The sequence below is a fragment of the Mesorhizobium sp. B2-4-3 genome (genome assembly GCF_006442815.1).
GTDB lineage: Bacteria > Pseudomonadota > Alphaproteobacteria > Rhizobiales > Rhizobiaceae > Mesorhizobium.
This window is the reverse complement of sequence record NZ_VFVL01000054.1, coordinates 1-21,263: the sequence shown is the minus strand read 5'-3', so window position 1 is coordinate 21,263 and position 21,263 is coordinate 1. Positions and strand designations below refer to the sequence as shown.

The 21,263-nt window shown below is 64.9% G+C and carries 24 protein-coding genes; 18 read left to right on the top strand and 6 right to left on the bottom strand.

Going from position 1 to position 21,263, the window contains the following annotated elements:
- Positions 1–209: 209 nt before the first annotated feature.
- Entirely contained in the window at positions 210–1,412 is a 1,203-nt protein-coding gene (locus FJ956_RS29420; RefSeq protein ID WP_140684951.1) for a GGDEF domain-containing protein, read from the top strand.
- On the opposite strand, the gene FJ956_RS29415 is transcribed toward FJ956_RS29420, so the two are convergent.
- Complete coding sequence (locus FJ956_RS29415) at positions 1,396–1,752, bottom strand: hypothetical protein (protein WP_140684950.1); 357 nt, start codon at positions 1,750–1,752, stop codon at positions 1,396–1,398. The genes FJ956_RS29420 and FJ956_RS29415 overlap by 17 nt on opposite strands.
- A 363-nt stretch (positions 1,753–2,115) precedes the next feature.
- On the opposite strand from FJ956_RS29415, the gene FJ956_RS29410 reads away from it, so the two are divergent.
- The 7 genes from FJ956_RS29410 to FJ956_RS29380 all read left to right on the top strand — a co-directional run bounded on the left by FJ956_RS29410 (position 2,116) and on the right by FJ956_RS29380 (position 7,910).
- On the top strand, positions 2,116–2,628 hold the full coding sequence (locus FJ956_RS29410; protein ID WP_140684949.1) for a hypothetical protein: 513 nt from the start codon (positions 2,116–2,118) through the stop codon (positions 2,626–2,628).
- A 543-nt stretch (positions 2,629–3,171) separates the two neighbouring features.
- Positions 3,172–3,594 (top strand): succinate dehydrogenase, cytochrome b556 subunit, encoded by a 423-nt coding sequence (gene sdhC, locus FJ956_RS29405; RefSeq protein WP_140684948.1) that lies wholly within the window; start codon positions 3,172–3,174, stop codon positions 3,592–3,594.
- Positions 3,594–3,989 (top strand): succinate dehydrogenase, hydrophobic membrane anchor protein, encoded by a 396-nt coding sequence (gene sdhD / locus FJ956_RS29400; RefSeq protein WP_140684947.1) that lies wholly within the window; start codon positions 3,594–3,596, stop codon positions 3,987–3,989. The genes sdhC and sdhD overlap by 1 nt, the downstream gene beginning before the upstream one ends.
- A 4-nt stretch (positions 3,990–3,993) precedes the next feature.
- Positions 3,994–5,826, top strand: coding sequence for a succinate dehydrogenase flavoprotein subunit (gene sdhA, locus FJ956_RS29395; protein ID WP_140684946.1), 1,833 nt, complete (start codon positions 3,994–3,996; stop codon positions 5,824–5,826).
- Between the two features lie 2 nt (positions 5,827–5,828).
- The gene (locus tag FJ956_RS29390; protein ID WP_140684945.1) at positions 5,829–6,263 is read left to right on the top strand and encodes a DUF3052 family protein; all 435 of its coding nucleotides are present in this window, start codon (positions 5,829–5,831) and stop codon (positions 6,261–6,263) included.
- The gene (locus tag FJ956_RS29385; protein WP_140684944.1) at positions 6,263–7,042 is read left to right on the top strand and encodes a succinate dehydrogenase iron-sulfur subunit; all 780 of its coding nucleotides are present in this window, start codon (positions 6,263–6,265) and stop codon (positions 7,040–7,042) included. The genes FJ956_RS29390 and FJ956_RS29385 overlap by 1 nt, the downstream gene beginning before the upstream one ends.
- Positions 7,043–7,271: 229 nt before the next feature.
- Positions 7,272–7,910: a DUF480 domain-containing protein gene (locus FJ956_RS29380; RefSeq protein ID WP_140684844.1), complete on the top strand. Its 639-nt coding sequence runs from the start codon at positions 7,272–7,274 to the stop codon at positions 7,908–7,910.
- A gap of 9 nt (positions 7,911–7,919) precedes the next feature.
- On the opposite strand, the gene FJ956_RS29375 is transcribed toward FJ956_RS29380, so the two are convergent.
- The 3 genes from FJ956_RS29375 to FJ956_RS29365 are packed head-to-tail and all read right to left on the bottom strand — an operon-like array spanning position 7,920 to position 9,021.
- On the bottom strand, positions 7,920–8,465 hold the full coding sequence (locus tag FJ956_RS29375; RefSeq protein WP_140684843.1) for a hypothetical protein: 546 nt from the start codon (positions 8,463–8,465) through the stop codon (positions 7,920–7,922).
- A complete protein-coding gene (locus tag FJ956_RS29370; RefSeq protein WP_181170413.1) occupies positions 8,459–8,872 on the bottom strand; it encodes a hypothetical protein in 414 nt (137 codons plus the stop codon). Before FJ956_RS29370 ends, FJ956_RS29375 begins: the two co-directional genes overlap by 7 nt.
- Positions 8,869–9,021, bottom strand: coding sequence for a hypothetical protein (locus FJ956_RS29365; protein ID WP_140684842.1), 153 nt, complete (start codon positions 9,019–9,021; stop codon positions 8,869–8,871). The genes FJ956_RS29370 and FJ956_RS29365 overlap by 4 nt, the downstream gene beginning before the upstream one ends.
- Positions 9,022–9,267: 246 nt before the next feature.
- On the opposite strand from FJ956_RS29365, the gene FJ956_RS29360 reads away from it, so the two are divergent.
- On the top strand, positions 9,268–10,233 hold the full coding sequence (locus FJ956_RS29360) for an AraC family transcriptional regulator (protein WP_140684841.1): 966 nt from the start codon (positions 9,268–9,270) through the stop codon (positions 10,231–10,233).
- Positions 10,234–10,260: 27 nt separating this feature from the next.
- On the opposite strand, the gene FJ956_RS29355 is transcribed toward FJ956_RS29360, so the two are convergent.
- Complete coding sequence (locus FJ956_RS29355; RefSeq protein ID WP_140684840.1) at positions 10,261–10,686, bottom strand: OsmC family protein; 426 nt, start codon at positions 10,684–10,686, stop codon at positions 10,261–10,263.
- Positions 10,687–10,899: 213 nt separating this feature from the next.
- Between FJ956_RS29355 and FJ956_RS29350 the strand changes: the two genes are divergently transcribed.
- The 3 genes from FJ956_RS29350 (at position 10,900) to FJ956_RS29340 (ending at position 12,149) form a co-directional block, all read left to right on the top strand.
- Positions 10,900–11,124: a hypothetical protein gene (locus tag FJ956_RS29350; protein ID WP_140684839.1), complete on the top strand. Its 225-nt coding sequence runs from the start codon at positions 10,900–10,902 to the stop codon at positions 11,122–11,124.
- Positions 11,121–11,477, top strand: a complete 357-nt coding sequence (locus tag FJ956_RS29345) for a YciI family protein (protein WP_140545477.1) — start codon at positions 11,121–11,123, stop codon at positions 11,475–11,477. The genes FJ956_RS29350 and FJ956_RS29345 overlap by 4 nt, the downstream gene beginning before the upstream one ends.
- Positions 11,478–11,618: 141 nt before the next feature.
- Positions 11,619–12,149: a hypothetical protein gene (locus FJ956_RS29340; RefSeq protein ID WP_140684838.1), complete on the top strand. Its 531-nt coding sequence runs from the start codon at positions 11,619–11,621 to the stop codon at positions 12,147–12,149.
- Between the two features lie 141 nt (positions 12,150–12,290).
- Here FJ956_RS29340 and FJ956_RS29335 read toward each other — a convergent pair whose 3' ends face one another.
- Positions 12,291–13,565 (bottom strand): ubiquinone biosynthesis hydroxylase, encoded by a 1,275-nt coding sequence (locus FJ956_RS29335; RefSeq protein WP_140684837.1) that lies wholly within the window; start codon positions 13,563–13,565, stop codon positions 12,291–12,293.
- Between the two features lie 102 nt (positions 13,566–13,667).
- On the opposite strand from FJ956_RS29335, the gene tesB reads away from it, so the two are divergent.
- From tesB to FJ956_RS29305, 6 genes are all read left to right on the top strand, one after another.
- Positions 13,668–14,531: an acyl-CoA thioesterase II gene (gene tesB / locus FJ956_RS29330; RefSeq protein WP_140684836.1), complete on the top strand. Its 864-nt coding sequence runs from the start codon at positions 13,668–13,670 to the stop codon at positions 14,529–14,531.
- Between the two features lie 248 nt (positions 14,532–14,779).
- Positions 14,780–15,118, top strand: a complete 339-nt coding sequence (locus FJ956_RS29325; protein WP_073985197.1) for a P-II family nitrogen regulator — start codon at positions 14,780–14,782, stop codon at positions 15,116–15,118.
- 94 nt (positions 15,119–15,212) lie between these two features.
- Entirely contained in the window at positions 15,213–16,502 is a 1,290-nt protein-coding gene (locus FJ956_RS29320; protein ID WP_281405639.1) for an ammonium transporter, read from the top strand.
- A 503-nt stretch (positions 16,503–17,005) separates the two neighbouring features.
- On the top strand, positions 17,006–17,281 hold the full coding sequence (locus FJ956_RS29315; protein ID WP_140684834.1) for a hypothetical protein: 276 nt from the start codon (positions 17,006–17,008) through the stop codon (positions 17,279–17,281).
- A 209-nt stretch (positions 17,282–17,490) separates the two neighbouring features.
- Positions 17,491–20,163 carry a DNA translocase FtsK gene (locus tag FJ956_RS29310; protein ID WP_140684833.1) on the top strand — a complete coding sequence of 891 codons (2,673 nt, stop codon included), beginning with the start codon at positions 17,491–17,493 and terminating at the stop codon, positions 20,161–20,163.
- Between the two features lie 286 nt (positions 20,164–20,449).
- Positions 20,450–21,118, top strand: coding sequence for an outer membrane lipoprotein carrier protein LolA (locus tag FJ956_RS29305; RefSeq protein WP_140684832.1), 669 nt, complete (start codon positions 20,450–20,452; stop codon positions 21,116–21,118).
- The last annotated feature ends 145 nt before the right edge of the window (positions 21,119–21,263 follow it).

Below are 21,263 nucleotides of genomic sequence, written 5' to 3'. Positions count from 1 at the left end.
TGTGACAAACGACATGGGGCGGAAAAGTTCATCCATCACTCTTGACCACGGTCATAAGAGGGTCTGCGCGCGTCGCTCCGCTCCTTGCTCCGCCCTAGAATGACGAGGATGAGGGGTTTCGGCCAATCGCAAGCCGTTCCGCACCATAGCTGGCGTTAACGCGATTTTCGCCGGTCGATGATTTGCTGTCGGTCGAGGACAAGGCAGATATGGGCAGCGCCGACTTCATACTGATGATCAACCTCGTCGTCGCCGGGCTGCTGGCGGCGGCATTCATGGCGGTTGCCGCCTATGACACCGGGCGCGTGTCGGCGCGCTGGCTCGCCTTCAGCTACATGCTCGGCATGGCCTATTTCGCCATCGAATTCAGCATTCCCGCTTTCGCGGATGCCCGACTGCCCGTCGTTGCCGCCTTTGCCGTGTTCCTCGCCGCAACCGTCGCCTTCAATGGCGGGCTCGCCCACAAATATGGCGTGCGGCCACCCTGGCCGCCGATGCTTTGCTTCCTCGTCGTCGCCTCGGTCGCCGTCTATCTGGTGCAGGACCTGCCGCGCCATTCGCTGACGCGCATGATGGCCTACCAGCTTCCCTACGCCGTCATGCAGTTCGCCGCTCTCGGCATCGTGCTGTCCTCCCGGCAAAGGCTCGCGCGGCTCGACCATCTGCTTGCGCTGGTGCTCGGCGCCAGCGCCGTGCAGTTTGCCTCCAAGCCGCTCATCGCGGGCGCGCTGGGCGGCTGGGGCGCCAACCCGCAGGCCTATGTGCAGACGGCTTACGCGCTGGTGTCGCAGTCGCTCGGCACCGTGTTCGGGCTGGCGCTGGCGCTGCTTGCCTTGGCCGTGCTGGTGCGCGACGCGCTGGCCGAGGCGACCTCCAAATCGGAAACCGACACGCTGTCGCGGCTGTTCAACCGCGGCGGCTTCGAACGCCATGCCGACCTTGCCATGCGGGATGCCGTCCGGCGCGGCGTGCCGGTGGCGCTGGTGATCGCCGATCTCGATTATTTCAAAAGCATCAACGACAGCTACGGCCATGCCTGCGGCGACCGCGTGATCGAGACCTTCGCCGGTTTCCTGCGTGAAGCTGCCGCCGAACATCATGTCGCCGGCCGCATCGGCGGCGAGGAGTTCGCCATCATCCTGCCGGGCACCAATCTTGCCGCGGCGCGGCTGTTTGCCGAAGGCGCGCGCAACGCGTTCGGCGCACTGCCGATCGATGGGCTACCCGCCGAGCATCGCTGCAGCGCGAGCTTCGGCGTGGCCGAGCTGACCACTGATGAGGGTTTTGCCGATCTCTTGCGGCGCGCCGACGCCGCGCTCTACGACGCCAAGAATGCCGGCCGCGACTGCGTGCGCGTGTCAGGCGCGCTACGGCGGCGCCAGGCGCCGACGATCTTCAACGGCAAGGGCTGAGATTGGGCATCTCGCCGTCGGAAAGCCCGTACATATAGGAGCGGCCCTTGACCAGCACCGGCGGCTGGTAGCAGCCGGGCGCGCCGGGCGCGTCCGCATCGTCATAGACGACATCCGGCTGGCCGGCGCTGGTGAATTCGGAAAGCTTTTTCGCAAGCTTGCCCTCGCCGACGACGATGCGCTTGTAGCCGGCGGCGCTGTCGATGACGAGATTGCCGAAGGAATCGGCATAGACGCGGTCGTGATGGCGCACGCCGGCTTCGGCCGGCGCGGCGATTGCCATGACAAGCCCCGCCAGCGCCGCGGCGGCGAGGCTTGCCCGCACTGAATTCGAACCCATGTCGCTCTCCCTTGATCGGCGCGACAGATCGCGCCTGGAATCCGGTTCGAATCGGAAATTAACTCTTTCTTAACCTTTGTTAAGAGGCGGGAGGCTTTCGGTGCCGGTTCTTAAGGAACATGGTTAATTTTCGAGGGCCGGCTTCCCAAGCGGAGGGCGGTCGTGGAGCGTGGCTGCCTCGGGGCGAGCTTGATCTCGCGGCGCCAGATGGCTACAGCGGTCCACCGTTTCACAGTAACGGCAAGCGGCTATCTCTTTGTTTCGACGCAATTCCGGACGGAAGGCCACGGCGAAGGCGCCGAACCCAACCGTTCACGCTTTTCCCGGAATTGCTGTAGGGTGCCGCGCACGAAAGGGCAGCGTATGAGCTTTGGCCACACGGTTCGGGTGACGATCACCATCCCGCTGCTTCTCGCAGCCGCGGCCTGCGTGCCGCAGGACGGCGCGCCGAAGGTGGCGAATGCCGCGGCGCCCGCCGCCTCGCCTGCTCCGGCCCCGCAGTCCGCCGCAGCCGTGGCGTCGCCGACAGCTGCAACACCCCCGGTGCCTGAGACTTCCCCGACAGCTGCAACGGCCAAGACGCCTGCAACGCCTGCGCCAACCGCAACCAAGATCGTCACCGACCTGACCGTGCCGCGATCCGGCATCGGCACGGCCACCTACAGGTGCGGCAATGGCGGCATGATCACCATCCAGAATCTCGGTTCGTCGCTGCGCGTGGTCCGGCCGGATGGCACGGCCGAGGAGTTTGCGGCCTCGCCCGCCAACCAGAGCAGCCGCTACCAGGAAGCAGCGACGCATGACGCAATCGTGATCGACGGACGCGAGGCGCTGGTGATGAAGAGAGGATCCACCCCGCAGACTTGCAGAAGATAGCGGGTGCGCTGCCATTCAGGTGAGGCCGGCCTGCAAATGCTGGCCCCCTGCGCTTTCTACAGCGCCGCGCGTCCCGATGGACGCGCAAAGGACGCTGTAGCACTTTGACTCAGCGCATGATCCCTTTCCGAAAATCGAAAACGATTTTCGGGGTCATGCGCGTGCTCACGTACTTCAAGTACGCTCCGCTCCGGCCTTCGCCGGCCGAAGCCCGTATAAGTGCCTTCGCTCCATGAAGGCTACGGCTGGCGTAGGCCGGTTCTCGGAAGCCACCATTTTCGGCTCGACCTGACCTGAATCTCAGCACACCCGGCGCGCGATCTTGCTGCACTGCAGCGAACGCTGCGCCGGCTTCAAAACAGCCGCTAATCGATTGAAGCGCGCGGCCGTCAATTTGTCAGACTAAATGATGTTTCCAAAACGATTTTCCGGCTTTGACGCGGTGCAAAAAGAGCATTAGAAACCGGCTGTCCGAAGCCATATATGTGGGCGGCAAACGCCGCATTCCCATAGCGGCATCCAGGATGCCGATCTGGGGGAGCCATGAGCAAATCACCAGCCACCCGCGCAGTTGCCAGACGTGAACGTCCGCTCTCGCCGCATCTGACGGTCTACCGGCCGCCGATCACGATGACGATGTCGATCATCCATCGCATCACCGGCGGCGCGCTCTATTTCGGGACGCTGCTGGTGGCGGCTTGGCTGATCGCCGCTTCGAGCTCGCAGGCCGCCTTCGACTGGGTCAACTGGGCCTTCGGCTCCTGGCTCGGCCGGCTGGTTCTCTTCGGCTACACCTGGGCGCTGATGCACCACATGCTGGGCGGGCTGCGCCACCTCGTCTGGGACACCGGCGCTGGACTGGAAAAACACACCGCCTCCAGGATCGCCTGGGCGACGCTCGCCGGCTCGATCGTGCTGACGCTGCTGATCTGGATCGCCGGCTACATGGCGCGGGGAGCTTTCTGATGAGCGCGAACAACGCCGATATGCGCACGCCGCTCGGCAAGGTGCGCGGCCTGGGCTCGGCCCGCGAGGGCACCGGCCATTTCTGGCGCCAGCGGCTGACGGCGATCGCCAACATTCCGCTGCTGTTGTTCTTCGTCGGCTTCCTGATCGCGGTCAACGGCCACGGCTACACGGACGTGCGGGCATCGCTCGCCAATCCCTTCGTGGCGCTGGTGCTGGCGCTGGTGCTGATCTCCGGCCTCTACCATATGCGGCTCGGCATGCAGGCCATCATCGAGGACTATGTGCATGGCGAAGGCATGAAGCTGGCGCTGATCGCCCTCAACACCTTCTTTTGCGTGGCAGTCGGCGTCGCTTCGCTGTTTGCCCTGCTCAAACTCGCATTCGGAGGCTGAGGCCTTGGCCAAGGATACAAGCAACACGGCTTCCGCCTACACTTTTGTCGACCATAAATTCGATGTCGTGATCGTCGGCGCCGGCGGCGCCGGCCTGCGCGCCACGCTCGGCATGGCCGAGCAGGGATTGCGCACCGCCTGCATCACCAAGGTGTTCCCGACGCGTTCGCACACTGTGGCGGCGCAAGGCGGCATCGCCGCCTCGCTCGCCAATATGGGCCCCGACAACTGGCAGTGGCACCTCTTCGACACCGTCAAGGGCTCGGACTGGCTGGGCGACATCGACGCGCAGGAATACATGGTGCGCGAGGCGCCGGCCGCCGTCTACGAGCTCGAGCACTACGGGGTGCCGTTCTCGCGCACGGAAGAGGGCAAGATCTACCAGCGGCCCTTCGGCGGCATGATGATGAATTTCGGCGAAGGCCCGCCGGTGCAGCGCACCTGCGCGGCCGCCGACCGCACCGGCCATGCCATGCTGCATACGCTCTATGGCCAATCGCTGAAGAACAACGCGCAGTTCTTCATCGAGTATTTCGCGCTCGACCTGATCATGGAGCCGGACGGCACCTGCACCGGCGTGGTGGCGTGGAATCTCGATGACGGCACCATCCACCGTTTCTCGGCCAAGATGGTGGTGCTGGCGACCGGCGGCTATGGCCGCGCCTATTTCTCCGCCACCTCGGCGCATACCTGCACCGGCGATGGCGGCGGCATGGCGGCGAGAGCGGGGCTCGCGCTGCAGGACATGGAGTTCGTGCAGTTCCATCCGACCGGCATCTATGGCGCCGGCTGCCTGATCACCGAAGGCGCGCGCGGCGAGGGCGGCTATCTCGTCAATTCCGAGGGCGAGCGCTTCATGGAGCGCTATGCGCCGTCCGCCAAGGACCTTGCCTCGCGCGACGTGGTCTCGCGCTGCATGACGATGGAGATCCGCGAAGGCCGCGGCGTCGGGCCGAAGAAGGATCACATCTTCTTGCATCTCGACCATCTCGACCCGGCGGTCCTGCACGAGCGGCTGCCCGGTATTTCGGAATCGGCCAAGATCTTCGCCGGCGTCGACCTGACCAAGGAGCCGATCCCGGTGCTGCCGACGGTCCATTACAACATGGGCGGTGTGCCGACGAATTATTGGGGCGAGGTGCTGAACCCGACGTCGCGCAACCCGGACAAGGTGTCGCCCGGCCTGATGGCGGTGGGCGAGGCCGCCTGCGCCTCCGTGCACGGCGCCAACCGGCTCGGCTCGAACTCGCTGATCGACCTCGTCGTGTTCGGCCGCGCCGCGGCGATCCGCGCCGGCCAGGTGATCGACCGCAACTCGCCGATTCCGTCGCCCAACGCGGCTTCCGTGGAGAAGATCATGGACCGCTTCGACCGGTTGCGCCATGCCAACGGCTCGGCGCCGACGGCGGCGCTGCGCGAGAAGATGCAGCGCGCCATGCAGGAAGACGCCGCCGTGTTCCGCACGCAGGAATCGCTCGAGAACGGCTGCAAGCGCATTTCGGAACTCTGGGGCGAGCTCAAGGATATCAAGGTCACCGACCGCTCGATGATCTGGAACTCCGACCTCGTCGAGACGCTGGAGCTGGAAAACCTGATGGCCAACGCCGTCACCACGGTCTACGGCGCCGAGGCGCGCAAGGAGAGCCGTGGCGCGCATGCGCGCGAGGATTTCTCGGCGCGCGACGATGCCAACTGGCGCAAGCATACGCTTGCCCATCTGAGCGAAGACGGCAAGGTGACGCTGACCTACCGGCCGGTGCATACCGAGCCGCTGCTGGCGGAAAAGGACGGCGGCATCAGCCTGGCGAAGATCGCGCCGAAGGCGCGGGTGTACTGATCATGGGGCTCGCGGCCACCGGATATTCCGGCACGCCCCTTCCGGCCAAGCTCGGCCTGAAGGACGGCATGGTCGCCGCTTTCATCGCGCTGCCGCCGGAGCTCGATGCGCTGACAGAGGCCGTTTCCTTTGCCGGCATCGATCAGTTCACTGAATGGTCGGCGATCTCGGGCAGCCGGAAATACGATGCCGTGCATGCCTTCACCCGGCAGCGCGCCGAGATCGAGGACGGCCTGGCCCACATCGAGACGGCGATCAAGCGCGACGGCATGGTCTGGGTGTCCTGGCCAAAGAAGGCATCGAAAGTGCCGACCGACGTCACCGAGGACGTCATCCGATCGGAGGCGCTGAAGCGCGACCTGGTCGACGTCAAGGTCGCCGCCGTGAACGAAATCTGGTCCGGGCTGAAGCTCGTCATCCGAAAGGACCGCAGGTAATGGTCGAACTCACGCTTCCCAAGAATTCCAAGATCCAGCAGGGCAAGACCTGGCCGAAGCCGGAAGGCGCCACCAACCTGCGCGAATACCGCATCTACCGCTGGTCGCCGGACGATGACGAGAACCCGCGCATGGACACCTATTTCGTCGACATGGACGATTGCGGGCCGATGGTTCTCGACGCGCTCTTGTGGATCAAGAACAAGATCGATCCGACGCTGACTCTGCGCCGCTCCTGCCGAGAAGGCATCTGCGGCTCCTGCGCCATGAACATCGACGGCTCGAACACGCTGGCCTGCACCAAGGGCGCCGAGGACATTTCGGGCGCGGTGAAGGTCTATCCGCTGCCGCATATGGCTGTGATCAAGGACCTGGTGCCCGACCTCACCAATTTCTACGCCCAGCACGCTTCGATCCAGCCCTGGCTGCAGACGGTCTCGCCGACGCCGGCCAAGGAATGGCTGCAGAGCCACGAGGACCGCGAGAAGCTCGACGGGCTCTACGAATGCATCCTGTGCGCCTGCTGCTCGACGTCGTGCCCGAGCTATTGGTGGAACGGCGACCGTTATCTCGGCCCGGCCACCCTGCTGCAGGCCTATCGCTGGCTGATCGACAGCCGCGACGAGGCGACAGGCGAACGGCTCGACAATCTGGAAGACCCGTTCCGGCTCTATCGCTGCCACACCATCATGAACTGCGCGCAGACCTGCCCGAAGGGGCTCAACCCAGCCAAGGCGATCGCCGAGATCAAGAAGATGATGGTGGAGCGGCGCGTTTAGTTCTCGCGGGCCTTAGTCGCAGGTAGCGATCCTTCGCGCCCCCCTCTGTCCTGCCGGACATCTCCCCCACAGGTGGGGAGATTGGCCGTTACCGCGGCTTTCGCCAATCTCCAAGGTTGAAGGATGAGGCGCCGTCGGCGAAGCTGCTAATCTCCCCCCAAGTGGGGAGATGTCCGGCAGGACAGAGGGGGGCGCTGTCTCGCCAGTGTCAGAAAGGATAGGCAACTCAATGAGCGAAGATCTCCCCATCCTCTCTCCTGTCGAAGCGCGCGTGCTGGGCTCGTTGATCGAGAAGAAGGAGCTGACGCCGGACGTCTATCCGCTGACGCTCAACGGCGCGCACCAGGCCGCCAACCAGAAGACGGCGCGCGAGCCGGTGATGGCGCTGGAGCTCACCGAAATCCGGCGGGCGCTGAGCTCGCTCGAGCAAAAGGGCCTGGTGCGCCAGGCCTTTGCCTCGCGCGTCGAGCGCTACGAGCATCTGATGGCGCAGCGGTTCTCGCTGACCACGCCGCAGATCGCGGTGATCGGTCTTTTGCTCCTGCGCGGCGCGCAGACGGCGCATGAATTGCTCGCGCGCTCGGAGCGCATGGCGCGCTTCGCCTCGATCGAGGAGCTGCGCGACAATCTCGACCTGATGATCGGGCGGAGGCCGCCGCTGATCCAGCTGCTCGAACGCGCCCCCGGGCAGCGCGAGGAGCGCTACGTACATCTGTTGGGCGGGCCGGTGGAAGCGGCAGCGGCGGCGCCGTCCTGGCAGCCAGCCGCGACATCTTCGGATAGCGATCTCGAAACGCGCGTGAAGGCGCTCGAGGAAGAGGTCGCGGCGCTGCGCGCGAAGATCGAGGCGCTGGGCGCCGGATTATAACCCGGCGTATCACCTCCTGTTGTAGATGCCGCTGGCCTCGCCCGTAGGGTCGACGAGCTGCAACTCCCCTTCGTCCAATTGCCAGCTGAACGAAAGCGGCTTCAGGTCTTCGGCGCCAAGTTTCCAGTTTCCGGTGAGGTCCGGCCGGCAGCCATTGAACGATTTGTAGGTTCCCGATCTCGGCGTAAGCACCAGCGTGGAACCGTCCACTCTTGCCGTGCCGGCCATAGACCTCAGCGACTGGACCTGACCGCAGCCTTCGACCAGAGAGGACTGAAACAGGCTGTATTCGGCACGCCCGCCGACGCGGAATGTGAAGGTGATGCTGCCGCCGCTGCCCGGCGCGCAGTCGCCGAGCGGGTCGCAATACTGGCCGGTTGCGGCCGCAAAACTCCACCGGCCGGCGAGCGCCACCGGTATCGGGCTGCGATGCGAGCGGGTCGCCGGCCCGATTCCCTGGCCGAAGCCGTCGGTGGCTGCCAAGGCCAACGATCCCGCCAGCGCAGCCAGGCCAACAAGCCTCGCCCGCCCCAAACGCGAAAAGCCGGTCAGCATCCTTTGCTCGCCACAAGCTGTTTCAGATAGGCGAGCCGGGTGGAGATGACCTGGTTGGCGATGGCCATCTTGCCGGCAGGCGCCATGCCGCCATATTTCTTTGCCGCCGGGCGCGCGCTTTGCCCCGCCGCATAGTTCGCCGTCAATTGACGCAGTTCCGCGCAGGACATGCCGGCATACTTGGCCTGCTCCTGCGGCGTGATGACACCCGCCTGCGACGCGGCCGCGGAATCGGCCGCCGCCATGGTGCCGAGGCCGATCGCCGCCGAAAGCGGGTTCAACCCGCCGCCGCCGGCCATGGCGCCGACCGCGCTCATCGCAAGGCCGGCCCCCTGAGGACTCGTGCAGCCGGCGAGAGCGAAAAGGCCGACAAGCGACGATATCGGGAAGACAGGTCTCGCGATCATGGCCGGCGCTCCCCGACGCGAGGCGGCAGTTTCAGGTCGCGATGGTCGGCCGCGCCCTTGCCGAGCGCGAGAGACAGAAGATAGACGCGAGGATTGAAGCCGGCTGACGACAATTGAGACAGCGTCTTGAACAGTTGCAGGTGATACATCGAACCCCCTTCGATTGTTTCCGAATGCGCTGCCAGCCTTGCCGAAGCGCGCCGCAAACTAGGCGAGGCCGGCGAGGGGTAGCTTGGACGAGGCGGCCCTTAAAGCGGCCAAAACGGCCCTGTATTGACGTTTCGGGAACCTCGGCGCATATCAGCGCGCCTCTGGAGCGGGTTCGTCCACAGCGGGAACCGGCTCCAAAATTGGCGATGGTCCCGCGGGCCATCCGTCAGAGGCAGGGGGTGCCGATGACTGCGGCAAGGGGGCCGTCGGCTTCGTTCAGGCTGGTCACGGACATGGTCCCGGAGCGGGATCGTGTCGAGGTCATGCGCGAGGTCTATGGCCGCACGGTGCTGAAGGTCGATCTCGATCCGCTCGACCCGATGCATGTCGACATGCAGGTGCGCGCGCTGCCGGGACTGGGCATCGCGACGGGCACGTGCTCGGCATTCCGGGTCTATCATTCGACGACGCTGATCGACAGCGACGATCTTGTCCTGCTCGCGGCACTGGACGGCGCAAGCGTAATGAAGCATCGCGGCCGTGAGGAGCCGGTCGGCGGCGGCCACGCGCTGATGATGAGCGGTGAAGAAGTCGGCCTCAACGTCATCCAGCCGGGCGGCATCCGCTTCGTCAATATGAGCTTTTCCCTCAAACAGCTTTCGCCGCTGATCGGCGATCCCGCGACCGCGCTGATGCGGCCGCTACCGACCGGCACCGGAGCGGTGCGGCTGCTGATCGACTATGTCCATTCGGTCCAGGATGCGGGCGACGGGCTCAGCCCGGAAGAGCTGCATGTGGCGGCAACGCATATCTTCGATCTGGCGGCGCTTGCCATCGGCGGAACCAGGGACGCGGTGGAAATCGCGCGCGGGCGCGGCGTACGAGTGGCGCGGCTGCGCGCCATCAAGGCCGACATCATCGCCAGGGGCGGCGACCTTTCAGCCGAGGATGTCGGCAGGCGCCACCGGCTTTCCACGCGCTATGTGCGCAAGTTGTTCGAAAGCGACGGCACGTCCTTGTCGGAGTTCACGCTGCGCCAGCGCCTGCTGCACGCGCATCGCATGCTCTGCGATCCGCGCAACGCCGGGCGCAGCATCACCGCGATCGCATTCGAGGCCGGCTTCAACGACCTCTCCTATTTCAACCGGGCGTTCCGGCGCCGCTATGACGCGACGCCGTCGGATGTCCGTGCCGCCGCTCTCAAGGGTTGACCGCCGAGGGCGACGCCGTTCCCCATCTCACCCCAGCCTTGCGTCCAGCGACACCTTGATCGCCCCCAGCGCCTTCGACACCGGGCATTCGGCCTTGGCCTTCTCGGCCAGATCCTTGAATTTCGCCGCGTCGATGCCCGGCACCTTGCCGACCAGGGTGATGGCGCTGCCGGTGATGCCGGTGCCGGGCACCAGCGTCACCACCGCCTTGGCGTCGAGCTCGGCGGCCGGCGTGCCATTCTCGGCCAGGAAGTGCGACAGCTGCATGGCGTAGCAGCCGGCATGGGCGGCGGCGATCAGCTCTTCCGGATTGGTGCCGGATTTGCCGCTCTCGTCCTCGAAACGCGCCTTGAACGAATAGGGCGTGCCCTTCAAGGTGCCGCTCTGGGTGTCGAGCGTGCCTTTGCCCTCTTTCAGATTGCCTTTCCAGACGGCGTTTGCGGTGCGGTCCATGAAATTCCTCCTGGTCTGTCGGGGTTTGCGCCGGCAGGCGCCGGCGTTCCCGGGAACTATAGCGCGGGCGGGCCGGAAGACCATCCATGGCCTGGTATGATTGTGCTCGCGCAAGGCGTTTGAAAATTTCCAAAAAAAGCGCGTGCAAAAATGTCGACTTCCCGTCTGCCCGACCGTCCTGCGGGCGGCCACTGGCGGCCGATGGAGGTTAAGATGGACAATCTGTTTCTTGCGATCTGGGCAAAGCCCGAGAAGAAAGGGAGGCGGCTTGAAGCGTTCTGGCTGAATCCGCCGGCACCCGGCGTCGGCCGGCTGGCGGCGGCCATCGCCATCATCGGCGTCGCGGCATGCCTGCTCGACCATGCGGCGACGGCAAGCAAAACCGACATCGTCGCCTTCGCCTCCTATGACGCGTCAACAAAAGGAAGCTCGAAATGAAATATGTCCTGCTGGTCTATGGCGAGGAAAAGGACCTCTACGCGCTGACCCCCGAGCGCATGGCCAAGCTCGATGCCGACTCGCTCGGCTATGACCGGGAACTGGACCGGCAAGGCAAGCTGGTCATCGCGCAGGCGCTGCAGTCGGTGAAGACGTCGAAATCGCTCCGGCGGCGCAATGGTAAGGCGCTGGTGACCGACGGGCCCTTCGCCGAGACCAAGGAGCAGCTGCTCGGCTTCGTCATGGTCGAGGCTGCGGATCTTGCCGAGGCGCTCGACATTGCGGCCAAGATCCCGCTGGCGGAGCTCGGTACGGTCGAAATCAGGGCGATCTACGACGTGCCGGGGTCATAGCCGCCGATCATGGCACGGCGCGCCGGTCGAAGCTGTCTCTTGCGGGAAACATCTTCAGGGCTTCCTCGCCGCCGCAACTGTTGCGTGTTGAAGCAGGGCCCCGCTTCTCTTATCGTCGCCGCGATTTCGGGGGAATTCGGCATGCCTTTCCTGATCGCTATCCTCGGCCTGCTCGGAGCGGCCGCCATCTGGTGGTACCGGCTGAAATATATGAGCGACGCCGCGCGAGAGGTCGCCGATGTCGTCGGACGCGTCCAGGGCAACATCCGTCGCAAGAAATTGCGCAACCAGGCCGCGCTTTCGCCGCTGACGGCGATCGACGATCCGGTGGTGGCGGCGGCGACGCTGATCACCGCGATCGTCTTGGAGCACGGCCCGGTCCTGCCGCAGCGCGAGGCGGTCATCCGCGAGGTGATCGCGCAGATCGCCGAAGGCCCGAAGAAGACCGACGAGGCGGTCGTCTACGCCAAATGGGCCGCCGCGCAGGTCGACGATACGACGATCGTCATCGACAAGCTGGCGCCGTTCCTGCGCGAACGCCTCGATCCGCATGAGCGGGACGATCTGCTCAGGATGCTGAACCGCGTCGCGCAAGGCGGCGAGCAAAGCCTTAAGATCGCCGACCAGCGGATGCTGAGGCTGCGGCAGAAGCTGGGGTTCGAGGTGAATTAGAATTCAGGTGAGGCCGGCCCGCAAATGGTGGCTTCCGAGAACCGGAGCGGAGCGTACTTGAAGTACGTGAGCACCGGAAGCGCAGGAAGCCACCATTTTCGACTCGGCCTGACCTGAATTTGCCACGGCGCCACAAGGCGTTCAGATCGCCTCGCCCTTCAGCAGCCTCGGCGTGTCGCCGGAGAGGCCCGATGCCTGGCGGATGAAGAACTCTTTCAGCCTCGGCATGCGTTCCACCAGCCCTAGCCCGATGTCGCGGACCTGGCGCAGCGGACCGAGGTCGTTGGAGAACAGCCGGTTCAAGACGTCGGTGGTGACGCCCATCTGCAGCGTGTCGAAGCGGCGCCATTGCTGGTAGCGCTCGAGCACGTCGAGCGCGCCGATATCCTGGCCGAGCCGGTCGGCCTCGACCACGACCTCGGCCAAGGCCGCGACATCCTTGAAGCCGAGATTGAGGCCCTGGCCGGCGATCGGGTGGATGCCGTGCGCGGCATCGCCGGCCAGCGCGAAGCGCGGCACGACGAAGGCGCGGGCCAGCGTCAGGCCGAGCGGCCAGGCGCGCGGCTTGTCGGCGACGCTTATTTCACCGAGCTTCAGGCCGAAGCGCTGCTCCAGATCGTGCTCGAAGACGAACTCGTCGCCCTCGACCAGCGCCTTGGCATCTTGCGTGCGCTCCACCCAGACGATCGACGAACGGTTGGTGCCATCCTTGCCCGGCTTCAGCGGCAGCGTCGCGAAGGGGCCCGCGGGGAGGAAATGTTCCTCGGCGCGGCCGTTGTGCGGGCGCTCATGCGCCACGGTGCAGACGATGCCGGACTGGCCGTATTCCCATTTGACGGTCTTGATGCCGGCCATGTCGCGCAGCCTGGAATTGACGCCGTCGGCGGCGATCAGCAGCCGCGCCTTAAGGGTCGCGCCGTCGGCAAGGTGCGCGGTGATGCCGGCGCCGTTCACATCGAAGGCACTGACGGCCATGCCTTCGATGATGTCGATGCCGAGCTTTTCGGCGCGCCGCCGCAGCGCGCCGTTCAAGTCGCGGTTGGCGACCATGTGGGCGAAGGGCTCGCCGGGCGCCACCTCGCCGTCGAAGGTCAGGAACACCGGACGCACCGGGTCGGCGGCGCGCGAATCGGTGATGATCATCTCGGTGATCGCCTGCGCTTCCGGCGCGATCTCTTCCCAGACGTCGAGCTGCTCCAGCATGCGGCTGGCGGCCGCCGCGATGGCCGAGGCGCGGCCGTCGCGCTGCCAGACGCCGGCGGGGGCCGCGTCGACGACGGCGATGGCGAGGCCCGGCCGCGCCTGCTTCAGCGACACGGCTGCGGTGAGGCCGACATAGCCGGCACCGGCGATGAGCACGTCGAGAGCTTCGCGCTTCCCATTGGCCCCTGCTCCGTCCGGCTTGCGGTCGACCATGGCATCATCCTTTCACGACTTCGGCCGGCCGCGCTTGCGGCCTTGACTGCCCGCACGTCCTGTCCGAAACCGGCCATGGCACATCCGCGAAGGATTTCAAACATGACAGCGGCCATGGACGAGCTTCTCGACATTCTCGACCTCGAGCAGCTCGAACACAATCTGTATCGTGGTCGCAGCCCCAAGGTCGACTGGCAGCGCGTCTTCGGCGGCCAGACCATCGCCCAGGCGCTGGTCGCCGCGCAGCGCACCGTCGAGCCGGAGCGTCACGTGCATTCGCTGCACGGTTATTTCATGCGGCCGGGCGACACCAAGCTGCCGATCGTCTACGAGGTCGACCGCATCCGCGACGGCGGCTCCTTCACCACGCGCCGGGTCGTGGCGATCCAGCATGGCCAGGCGATCTTCTCGCTGGAGGCTTCGTTCCAGCAGGACGAGGTCGGGCTCGAGCACCAGCTGCCGATGCCGCGCGACGTGCCGGCGCCCGACACGCTGCTCACCCAGCGCGAGCTGCTCGGCAAGTTCGGCGAGGCGGTGCCGGAAGGTATCAAGCGCTACTGGGAGCGCGACCGGCCGATCGAGATGAAGCCGGTGATGCTGAAGCACTACACGAGCCGCGAGAAGCTGGAGCCGCAGCAGAACATCTGGATCCGCACCACCGGCCCGGTGCCGGAAAACCGCGCCACGCAGGCGGCCGTGCTCGCCTACCTCTCCGACATGACGCTGCTCGACACCTCGACCTTCGCGCATGGCCGCGCCATCTTCGACCGCGACATCCAGGCCGCCAGCCTCGACCACGCCATGTGGTTCCACCGTAGCCATTCGCTGGACGACTGGATCCTCTACAATCAGGACAGCCCGTCGACGCAAGGGTCGCGCGGCTTCACCCGCGGCTCGCTGTTCGCGCGGGATGGGACGCTGATCGCCTCGGTCGCCCAGGAAGGCCTCATCCGCCTGAAGCGCTGAGCGGCTCCAGGCGACTGCCTGGAATACGTGCATTTTCTAAAATCTGCCTATTTTATAGGCATACCCCCGACTCTGCCTGTGCGCGAATGATGTGCACCGATCGCCCATTCTGTTTGTTTACAACAGGTTAACACCCTGCTTCGGCAATTGGCACGGAGCTTGAATCCTATGGGGCACTCTCCGGCTCTCCTCGGGATCGGTGAAGGTGTGCAAACGCGGGGGACCGCAACAGCAAAGGGTGAAACCTTATGAAAATCGTGATGGCAATCATCAAGCCGTTCAAGCTCGACGAGGTGCGCGAAGCGCTCACCGCCGTCGGCATCCAGGGCCTGACCGTCACCGAGGTCAAAGGCTACGGGCGTCAGAAGGGACATACTGAAATCTATCGCGGCGCGGAATACGCGGTCAGCTTCCTGCCCAAGATCAAGATCGAGGTCGCCGTCGGTGTCGACATGGTCGACAAGGCCGTCGAAGCCATCACCGCGGCCGCCAAGACCGGTCAGATCGGCGACGGCAAGATCTTCGTCTTCGGCATCGACCAGGCGGTACGCATCCGCACCGGCGAAACAGACACCGACGCGCTCTAAGCGGCGACCATCCATTCCAACGGAGAGTTCAATGAATATTCCTTCCACCTTGAAGACGACGGGACGCGCGGCCGCTTCGCTCGCGCTCGTGGCCATGAGCACCGTCGCCGCCATTGCGCAGGAAGCCGCCCCGGCAGCCACCGCCGCGGCGCCGGCCGCGCCGGCACCGGCGCTCGACACCGGCAACACCGCCTGGATGCTCACCTCGACGGCGCTGGTGCTGATGATGACCATCCCGGGCCTGGCGCTGTTCTACGGCGGCATGGTGCGCAAGAAAAACGTGCTCGCCACCATCATGCAGAGCTTCGCCATCACCTGCTTGGTGACGGTGCTGTGGTTCATGTTCGGCTATTCGCTGGCCTTCACGACCAATGAATCCGCCAGCTTGAATGCCTATATCGGCGGCTTCTCGCGGTTCTTCCACCATGGCATCACCGTCTCGACGCTTTGGCTGCCAGGCGTGGCGAACATTCCCGAGTTCGTCTTCTCGATGTTCCAGATGACCTTCGCCATCATCACGCCGGCGCTGATCGCCGGCGCCTTCGCCGAGCGTATGAAATTCTCGGCGCTGCTTATCTTCATGGGCTTGTGGCTGGTCTTCGTCTATGCGCCGATCGCGCACTGGGTGTGGGGCGGCGGCTTCCTTGGCGCGGCCGGCGTGCTCGACTTCGCCGGCGGCACGGTCGTCCACATCAACGCCGGTGTCGCGGGCCTGGTCTGCGCGCTGGTTCTCGGAAAGCGCGAAGGCTACGGCACCACCAACATGGCGCCGCACAACCTGGTCTATTCCGTCATCGGCGCTTCGCTGCTGTGGGTCGGCTGGTTCGGCTTCAACGCCGGTTCGGAACTCGCCGCCGACGGGCTTGCGGGTGCCGCCATGATGAACACGCAGGTCGCCACCGCCGCCGCGGCGCTGGCCTGGATGTTCGCCGAATGGATCGTCGCCAAGAAGCCTTCGGTTCTCGGCATCATCTCGGGCGCCGTCGCCGGCCTCGTCGCGGTGACGCCGGCTTCCGGCTTCGTCAACCCGACCGGCGCCTTCATCGTCGGCATCATCGCCGGCGTGGTCTGCTACCTCTCGGCGGTCAAGCTCAAGCACGCGCTTGGCTATGACGACTCGCTCGATGCCTTCGGCGTGCATGGCATCGGCGGTATCGTCGGCGCCCTGCTCACCGGCGCGCTGGCCGATCCGGCCATCAACGCCCTCGGCAAGGACGCTTCGGTGGGCAAGCAGCTCTACGGCATCGTCTTCACCATCCTGTGGACGGCGATCGCCACCTTCGTGATCCTCTACATCGTCAAGGCCCTGGTCGGCCTGCGTCCGTCGACCCAGGAAGAGGTGGAAGGCCTCGACGTCACCCAGCACGGCGAAGTGGTGCCGTAAGGCAGACTTCGCCTGGCGCAATTCCGGACGGAAAACCGCGTCACACTTTTCCTGGAATTGCGCCCAAGGGCCGGCGGATCCTCCTCCCGCCGGCCCGAATTCCTCCCAAGATCCCGTCGTGATGCTCCCGAAAAGGGCTCACGCCTTGAGGCCCGGAACAACCTTCCGGGCCTCTTTTTCGTTCAGCGCCCGCCAGTGCGTTTCACCGTTTCGCGGAAACGGCGAAACGCTATAAGTCTTTGTTTCTACGCAATTCCGGACGGAAAACCGCAGCGCACTTTTCCTGGAATTGCTCTAGCTCTTTGCTTTGACGCAATTCCGGACGGAAGGTTACGGCGAAGGCGCCGAACTTAACCGCCCACACTTTTCCTGGAATTGCTTAGGCGAAGTTTCGATCACATTCACTTGATCGAGCCTGGGTGAAACATCGACCCTTCAGATTCCGTAATGGGATAGCGAGCGTCATCAAGGCGCCCGCCAAACAAGAGGGAAGGAACCAACTGATGAACTTCAAGATCATCTTCCTGGGAGCAATGGCTCTTTCGATGATCAGCGGCGTTGCACTTGCCGGTGCTCTCGACGAGCCGGCCAACATGGCCCCGTTCTTCACCGATTCCAGCATGAAGACCATGAAGTCCGAGGCCGACTTCAAAGCAGCCTGGGCGGCGATGCCCAAGGACAAGCAGGACATGATGATGAAGGAGTGCCAGGACGCGGCGATGAGCAAGCCTCACGCCGAGTTCTGCGGCAATCTGGTGACCTACGCCGGCAACAGGTGATCTGCGGAAGGTCGGGTCTGGAAGGGCCCGATCGCTTCGTCATTTCAAGCACAGGGTGGCGGGCCGCGAGGCCTGCCATCTTTGTTAGAGCGGTAGCCCCGGCAAAGGGCCATGGTTAATGCGGCCTTAACCTTCCCCCCGATAGTCTGGCGTTCGAATCTGCCGGAATGCGCCATGCGCCCGGCCAGGCAACGATCACGGGGAAGAGCATGCGTTCAGGCGCTTCAGCACCGCTCGCGCTGACCGATACGGGGCACGGCATCCAGGCATTCGCGCGGCGCCAGGTCGGGCGGCTGGTCGGCGCCGGGCTGTTCCTGTTCACCGCCTTCGGCATCGCCGCCTTAGCCACATGGAATGTCGCCGATCCGAGCTTCTCGCACGCCACCAGCAACGTCGTCACCAATGCCATGGGCTATGCCGGCGCGGTGTTCTCCGACCTCGCCATGCAGTTCTTCGGCCTTGCCGCCGTCGCCGGGCTGGTGCCGGCGGTGATCTGGGGCTTCCTTCTGTTTTCCGCGCGCGGGGTCGACAAATTGCCGAAGCGCGGCTTCGCGTGGTTCGGCTTTGCGCTCACTGCCGCGGCCATCACCGGCTGCGTGACGCCGCCAAACACCTGGCCGCTGCCCACCGGCCTCGGCGGCGTGTTCGGCGATATGGTGCTGAAAATCCCTGGCATCGCGGTCGGCGGTTATCCGAAAGGCCTGTTCGCCAGCATCATAGCGGTCATCCTCGCCGCGCCGATGTTGTGGCTGTTCGCCTATGGCTCGGCGCTGATCGCGCGCAAGAACGGCTTTGCCGTCATCGAGCGCGCCGCTCGCCCCGATCCGCGCGAGCAGGACGAGATGCTGTTCGACGAGGATGAGGACGAGGGTGACGAGGGAATACTGGCGCTCGGCGCCATTACCCATTGGTGGCTGTCGTTCCGCGCCTTCCTGCATCGCCGCGCCGAGCGGCGCAGGCGGGAGCGCGACGAATTCGAACCGCCGATGGAGCCCAAGGCCAGCGCCTGGCGGCGCGCCGCCGAGCGCGTCGAATCGGCCGAGTTCGCCGAGGCCCGCATGAGCCCCGGCGGCCGCGCCCGCGTCGAGCCGGAATTCTTCGCCGCCATGGTCAACGATCGCACCGCTTCGGTCGACCCGGCCGACCAGGATATCTTCGACGAGGAGGAGGACGAAGGCGTCGACCTCGACGATTTCGACGACGAAGCGCCAGCCCGGCGCCGCGCCGGGCCGGGCGCCAAGGTGCAGAATTTCCGCTCCGATGCCGCGACCCGCGTCGCCGCGCCGGCGGCGCGACCCGTGCCGGGCGGGCGCGTCCAGCGCGAGGCGCAGACCTCGCTGATCGGTTCCGACACGTTCGAGATGCCGTCGCTGCATTTCCTGTCCGAGCCGAAGAACGTGGCCAAGGATCCAAGCCTGTCGAAGGACGCGCTGGAGCAGAACGCGCGCCTGCTCGAAGGCGTGCTGGAGGATTTCGGCGTCAAGGGCGAGATCATCCATGTCCGCCCAGGCCCGGTCGTCACGCTCTACGAGCTGGAGCCGGCGCCCGGCATCAAGTCCTCGCGCGTCATCGGCCTTTCCGACGATATCGCCCGCTCGATGAGCGCGATCGCCTGCCGCGTCGCCGTCGTGCCCGGCCGCAACGCCATCGGCATCGAATTGCCCAACGCCAAGCGCGAGACGGTCTATCTCAGAGAGATCATGGCCAGCCGCGATTTCGAAACGACCAAGGCCAAGCTCGCCCTGGCGCTCGGCAAGACCATCAACGGCGAGGCGGTCATCGTCGACATCGCCAAGATGCCGCACGTGCTGGTCGCCGGCACCACCGGCTCCGGCAAGTCGGTCGCCATAAACACCATGATCCTGTCGCTGCTCTACAGGCTGACGCCGCAGGAATGCCGGCTGATCATGATCGACCCGAAGATGCTCGAACTGTCGGTCTATGACGGCATCCCGCATCTGCTCACGCCGGTCGTCACCGATCCCAAGAAGGCTGTCGTCGCGCTGAAATGGACGGTGCGCGAGATGGAGGACCGCTATCGCAAGATGTCCAAGGTCGGCGTGCGCAACATCGACGGCTTCAACGCGCGCGTCCAGCAGGCCGAGAAGAAGGGCGAGAAAATCTCGCGCACGGTGCAGACCGGCTTCGACCGCCAGACCGGCGAGGCGATCTATGAGACGGAGGATCTCGATCTCGAGCCTATGCCCTATATCGTGGTCATCATCGACGAGATGGCCGACCTGATGATGGTGGCCGGCAAGGACATCGAAGGCGCGGTGCAGCGCCTGGCGCAGATGGCGCGCGCGGCCGGCATCCATGTCATCATGGCGACGCAGCGCCCGTCCGTCGACGTCATCACCGGCACCATCAAGGCCAATTTCCCGACCCGCATCTCCTTCCAGGTGACGTCGAAGATCGACAGCCGCACCATCCTTGGCGAGCAGGGCGCCGAGCAGCTGCTCGGCATGGGCGACATGCTCTACATGGCCGGCGGCGGCCGCATCCAGCGCGTGCACGGCCCGTTCGTGTCGGACGACGAGGTCGAGAAGGTCGTCGGGCATCTGAAGCTGCAGGGCGTGCCGGAATATCTCGACGCCATCACCGAGGACGACGACGAAGACGACGAGGACGGTCCGTCGGGCAAGGGCGGTTCCGGCGGCGGCGGCAATTTCGAGGATTCCGACGATCCCTACGACCAGGCCGTGGCGGTGGTGCTGCGCGACGGCAAGGCCTCGACCAGCTACATCCAGCGCCGGCTCGGCATCGGCTACAACCGCGCCGCCTCGATCATCGAGAAGATGGAGAAGGAAGGCATTGTCGGCGCGGCCAACCATGCCGGCAAACGCGAGATTTTGGTGCCGACGGAAGAGGACAAATTCTAGGGTTTATCGATATTTCAGGTGAGACCGGCCTGCAAATGGCGGCTTCCTGCGCTTCCGGTGCTCACGTACGAAAAGTACGCTCCGCTCCGGTTCTCGGAACCCGCCATTTTCGACTCGGCCTGACCTGAATCTCGACAAACCCTGGCGCGGCGAGACGCCGGTCCGGGTCAGCAGGCAACCGGGAATCGTCTGGCGCGTTCAATGCTGGCTATCGCCTGCCCGCCAAACTTAAGCCCTACTGGGAGTCCAGAAACTGCGGCGACACGAATCACAGGAAGCGACCGGCATGAAGACCCAGACAGAATTCGCCATCACCCGCCGCCAGCTCCTCGGCCTCGGCCTGATGCTTGGTGGGGCTGCCGCTCTCAACCTCGTGCCGGGCTACCAGCTCGTGGCCGCGGCGCAGGCCGCCGTGCCGCCGGCGGCGCAGAAGATCGCCGACCATTTCTCCTCGGTGAAGTCGATGAGCGGCGAGTTCGTCCAGTTCGGCCCGAAAGGCGAGCAGACCGGCGGCAAGTTCTTCCTCGAACGCCCGGGCAAGATCCGTTTCAACTATGACGGCTCCTCGAACTTCCGCGTCATCTCCGACGGCAAGTCGGTGGTGATCCTCAACAAGAAGCTCAACACCTCGGACCTCTATCCGCTGTCGAAGACGCCGCTGAAACTGCTGCTCGACGACCGGATCGATCTTTCCGGCGGGCGCGTCAAGGCCGTCAAGGAAGAGGACGACCTCACCACCATCAAGCTGTCCGACAAGTCGGTCTTCGGCAATGCGACGATCACCATGATGTTCGACCCGAAGACCTATGAGCTGCGCCAGTGGACAATCACCGACGCTCAAGGGAAAGACACGACGGTGATGATCTTCAACGTCAAGGAGGGCGGCAACTTCCCGGCCGACACCTTCGCGATCGACTATACGGCGAACAGAGAGCTGAACACGAAGACGCGCTAAAACTGCCAATTTGGCGGGCCGGTCAGTAGCTTCGTCATCCTAGGGCGAAGCTCCGCGAAGCGGAGCGGAGACCCTCTTATGACCGTGGTCAAGAGTGATGGATGAACTTTTCCGCCCCATGTCGTTTGTCACAGGTTTGTTCTTC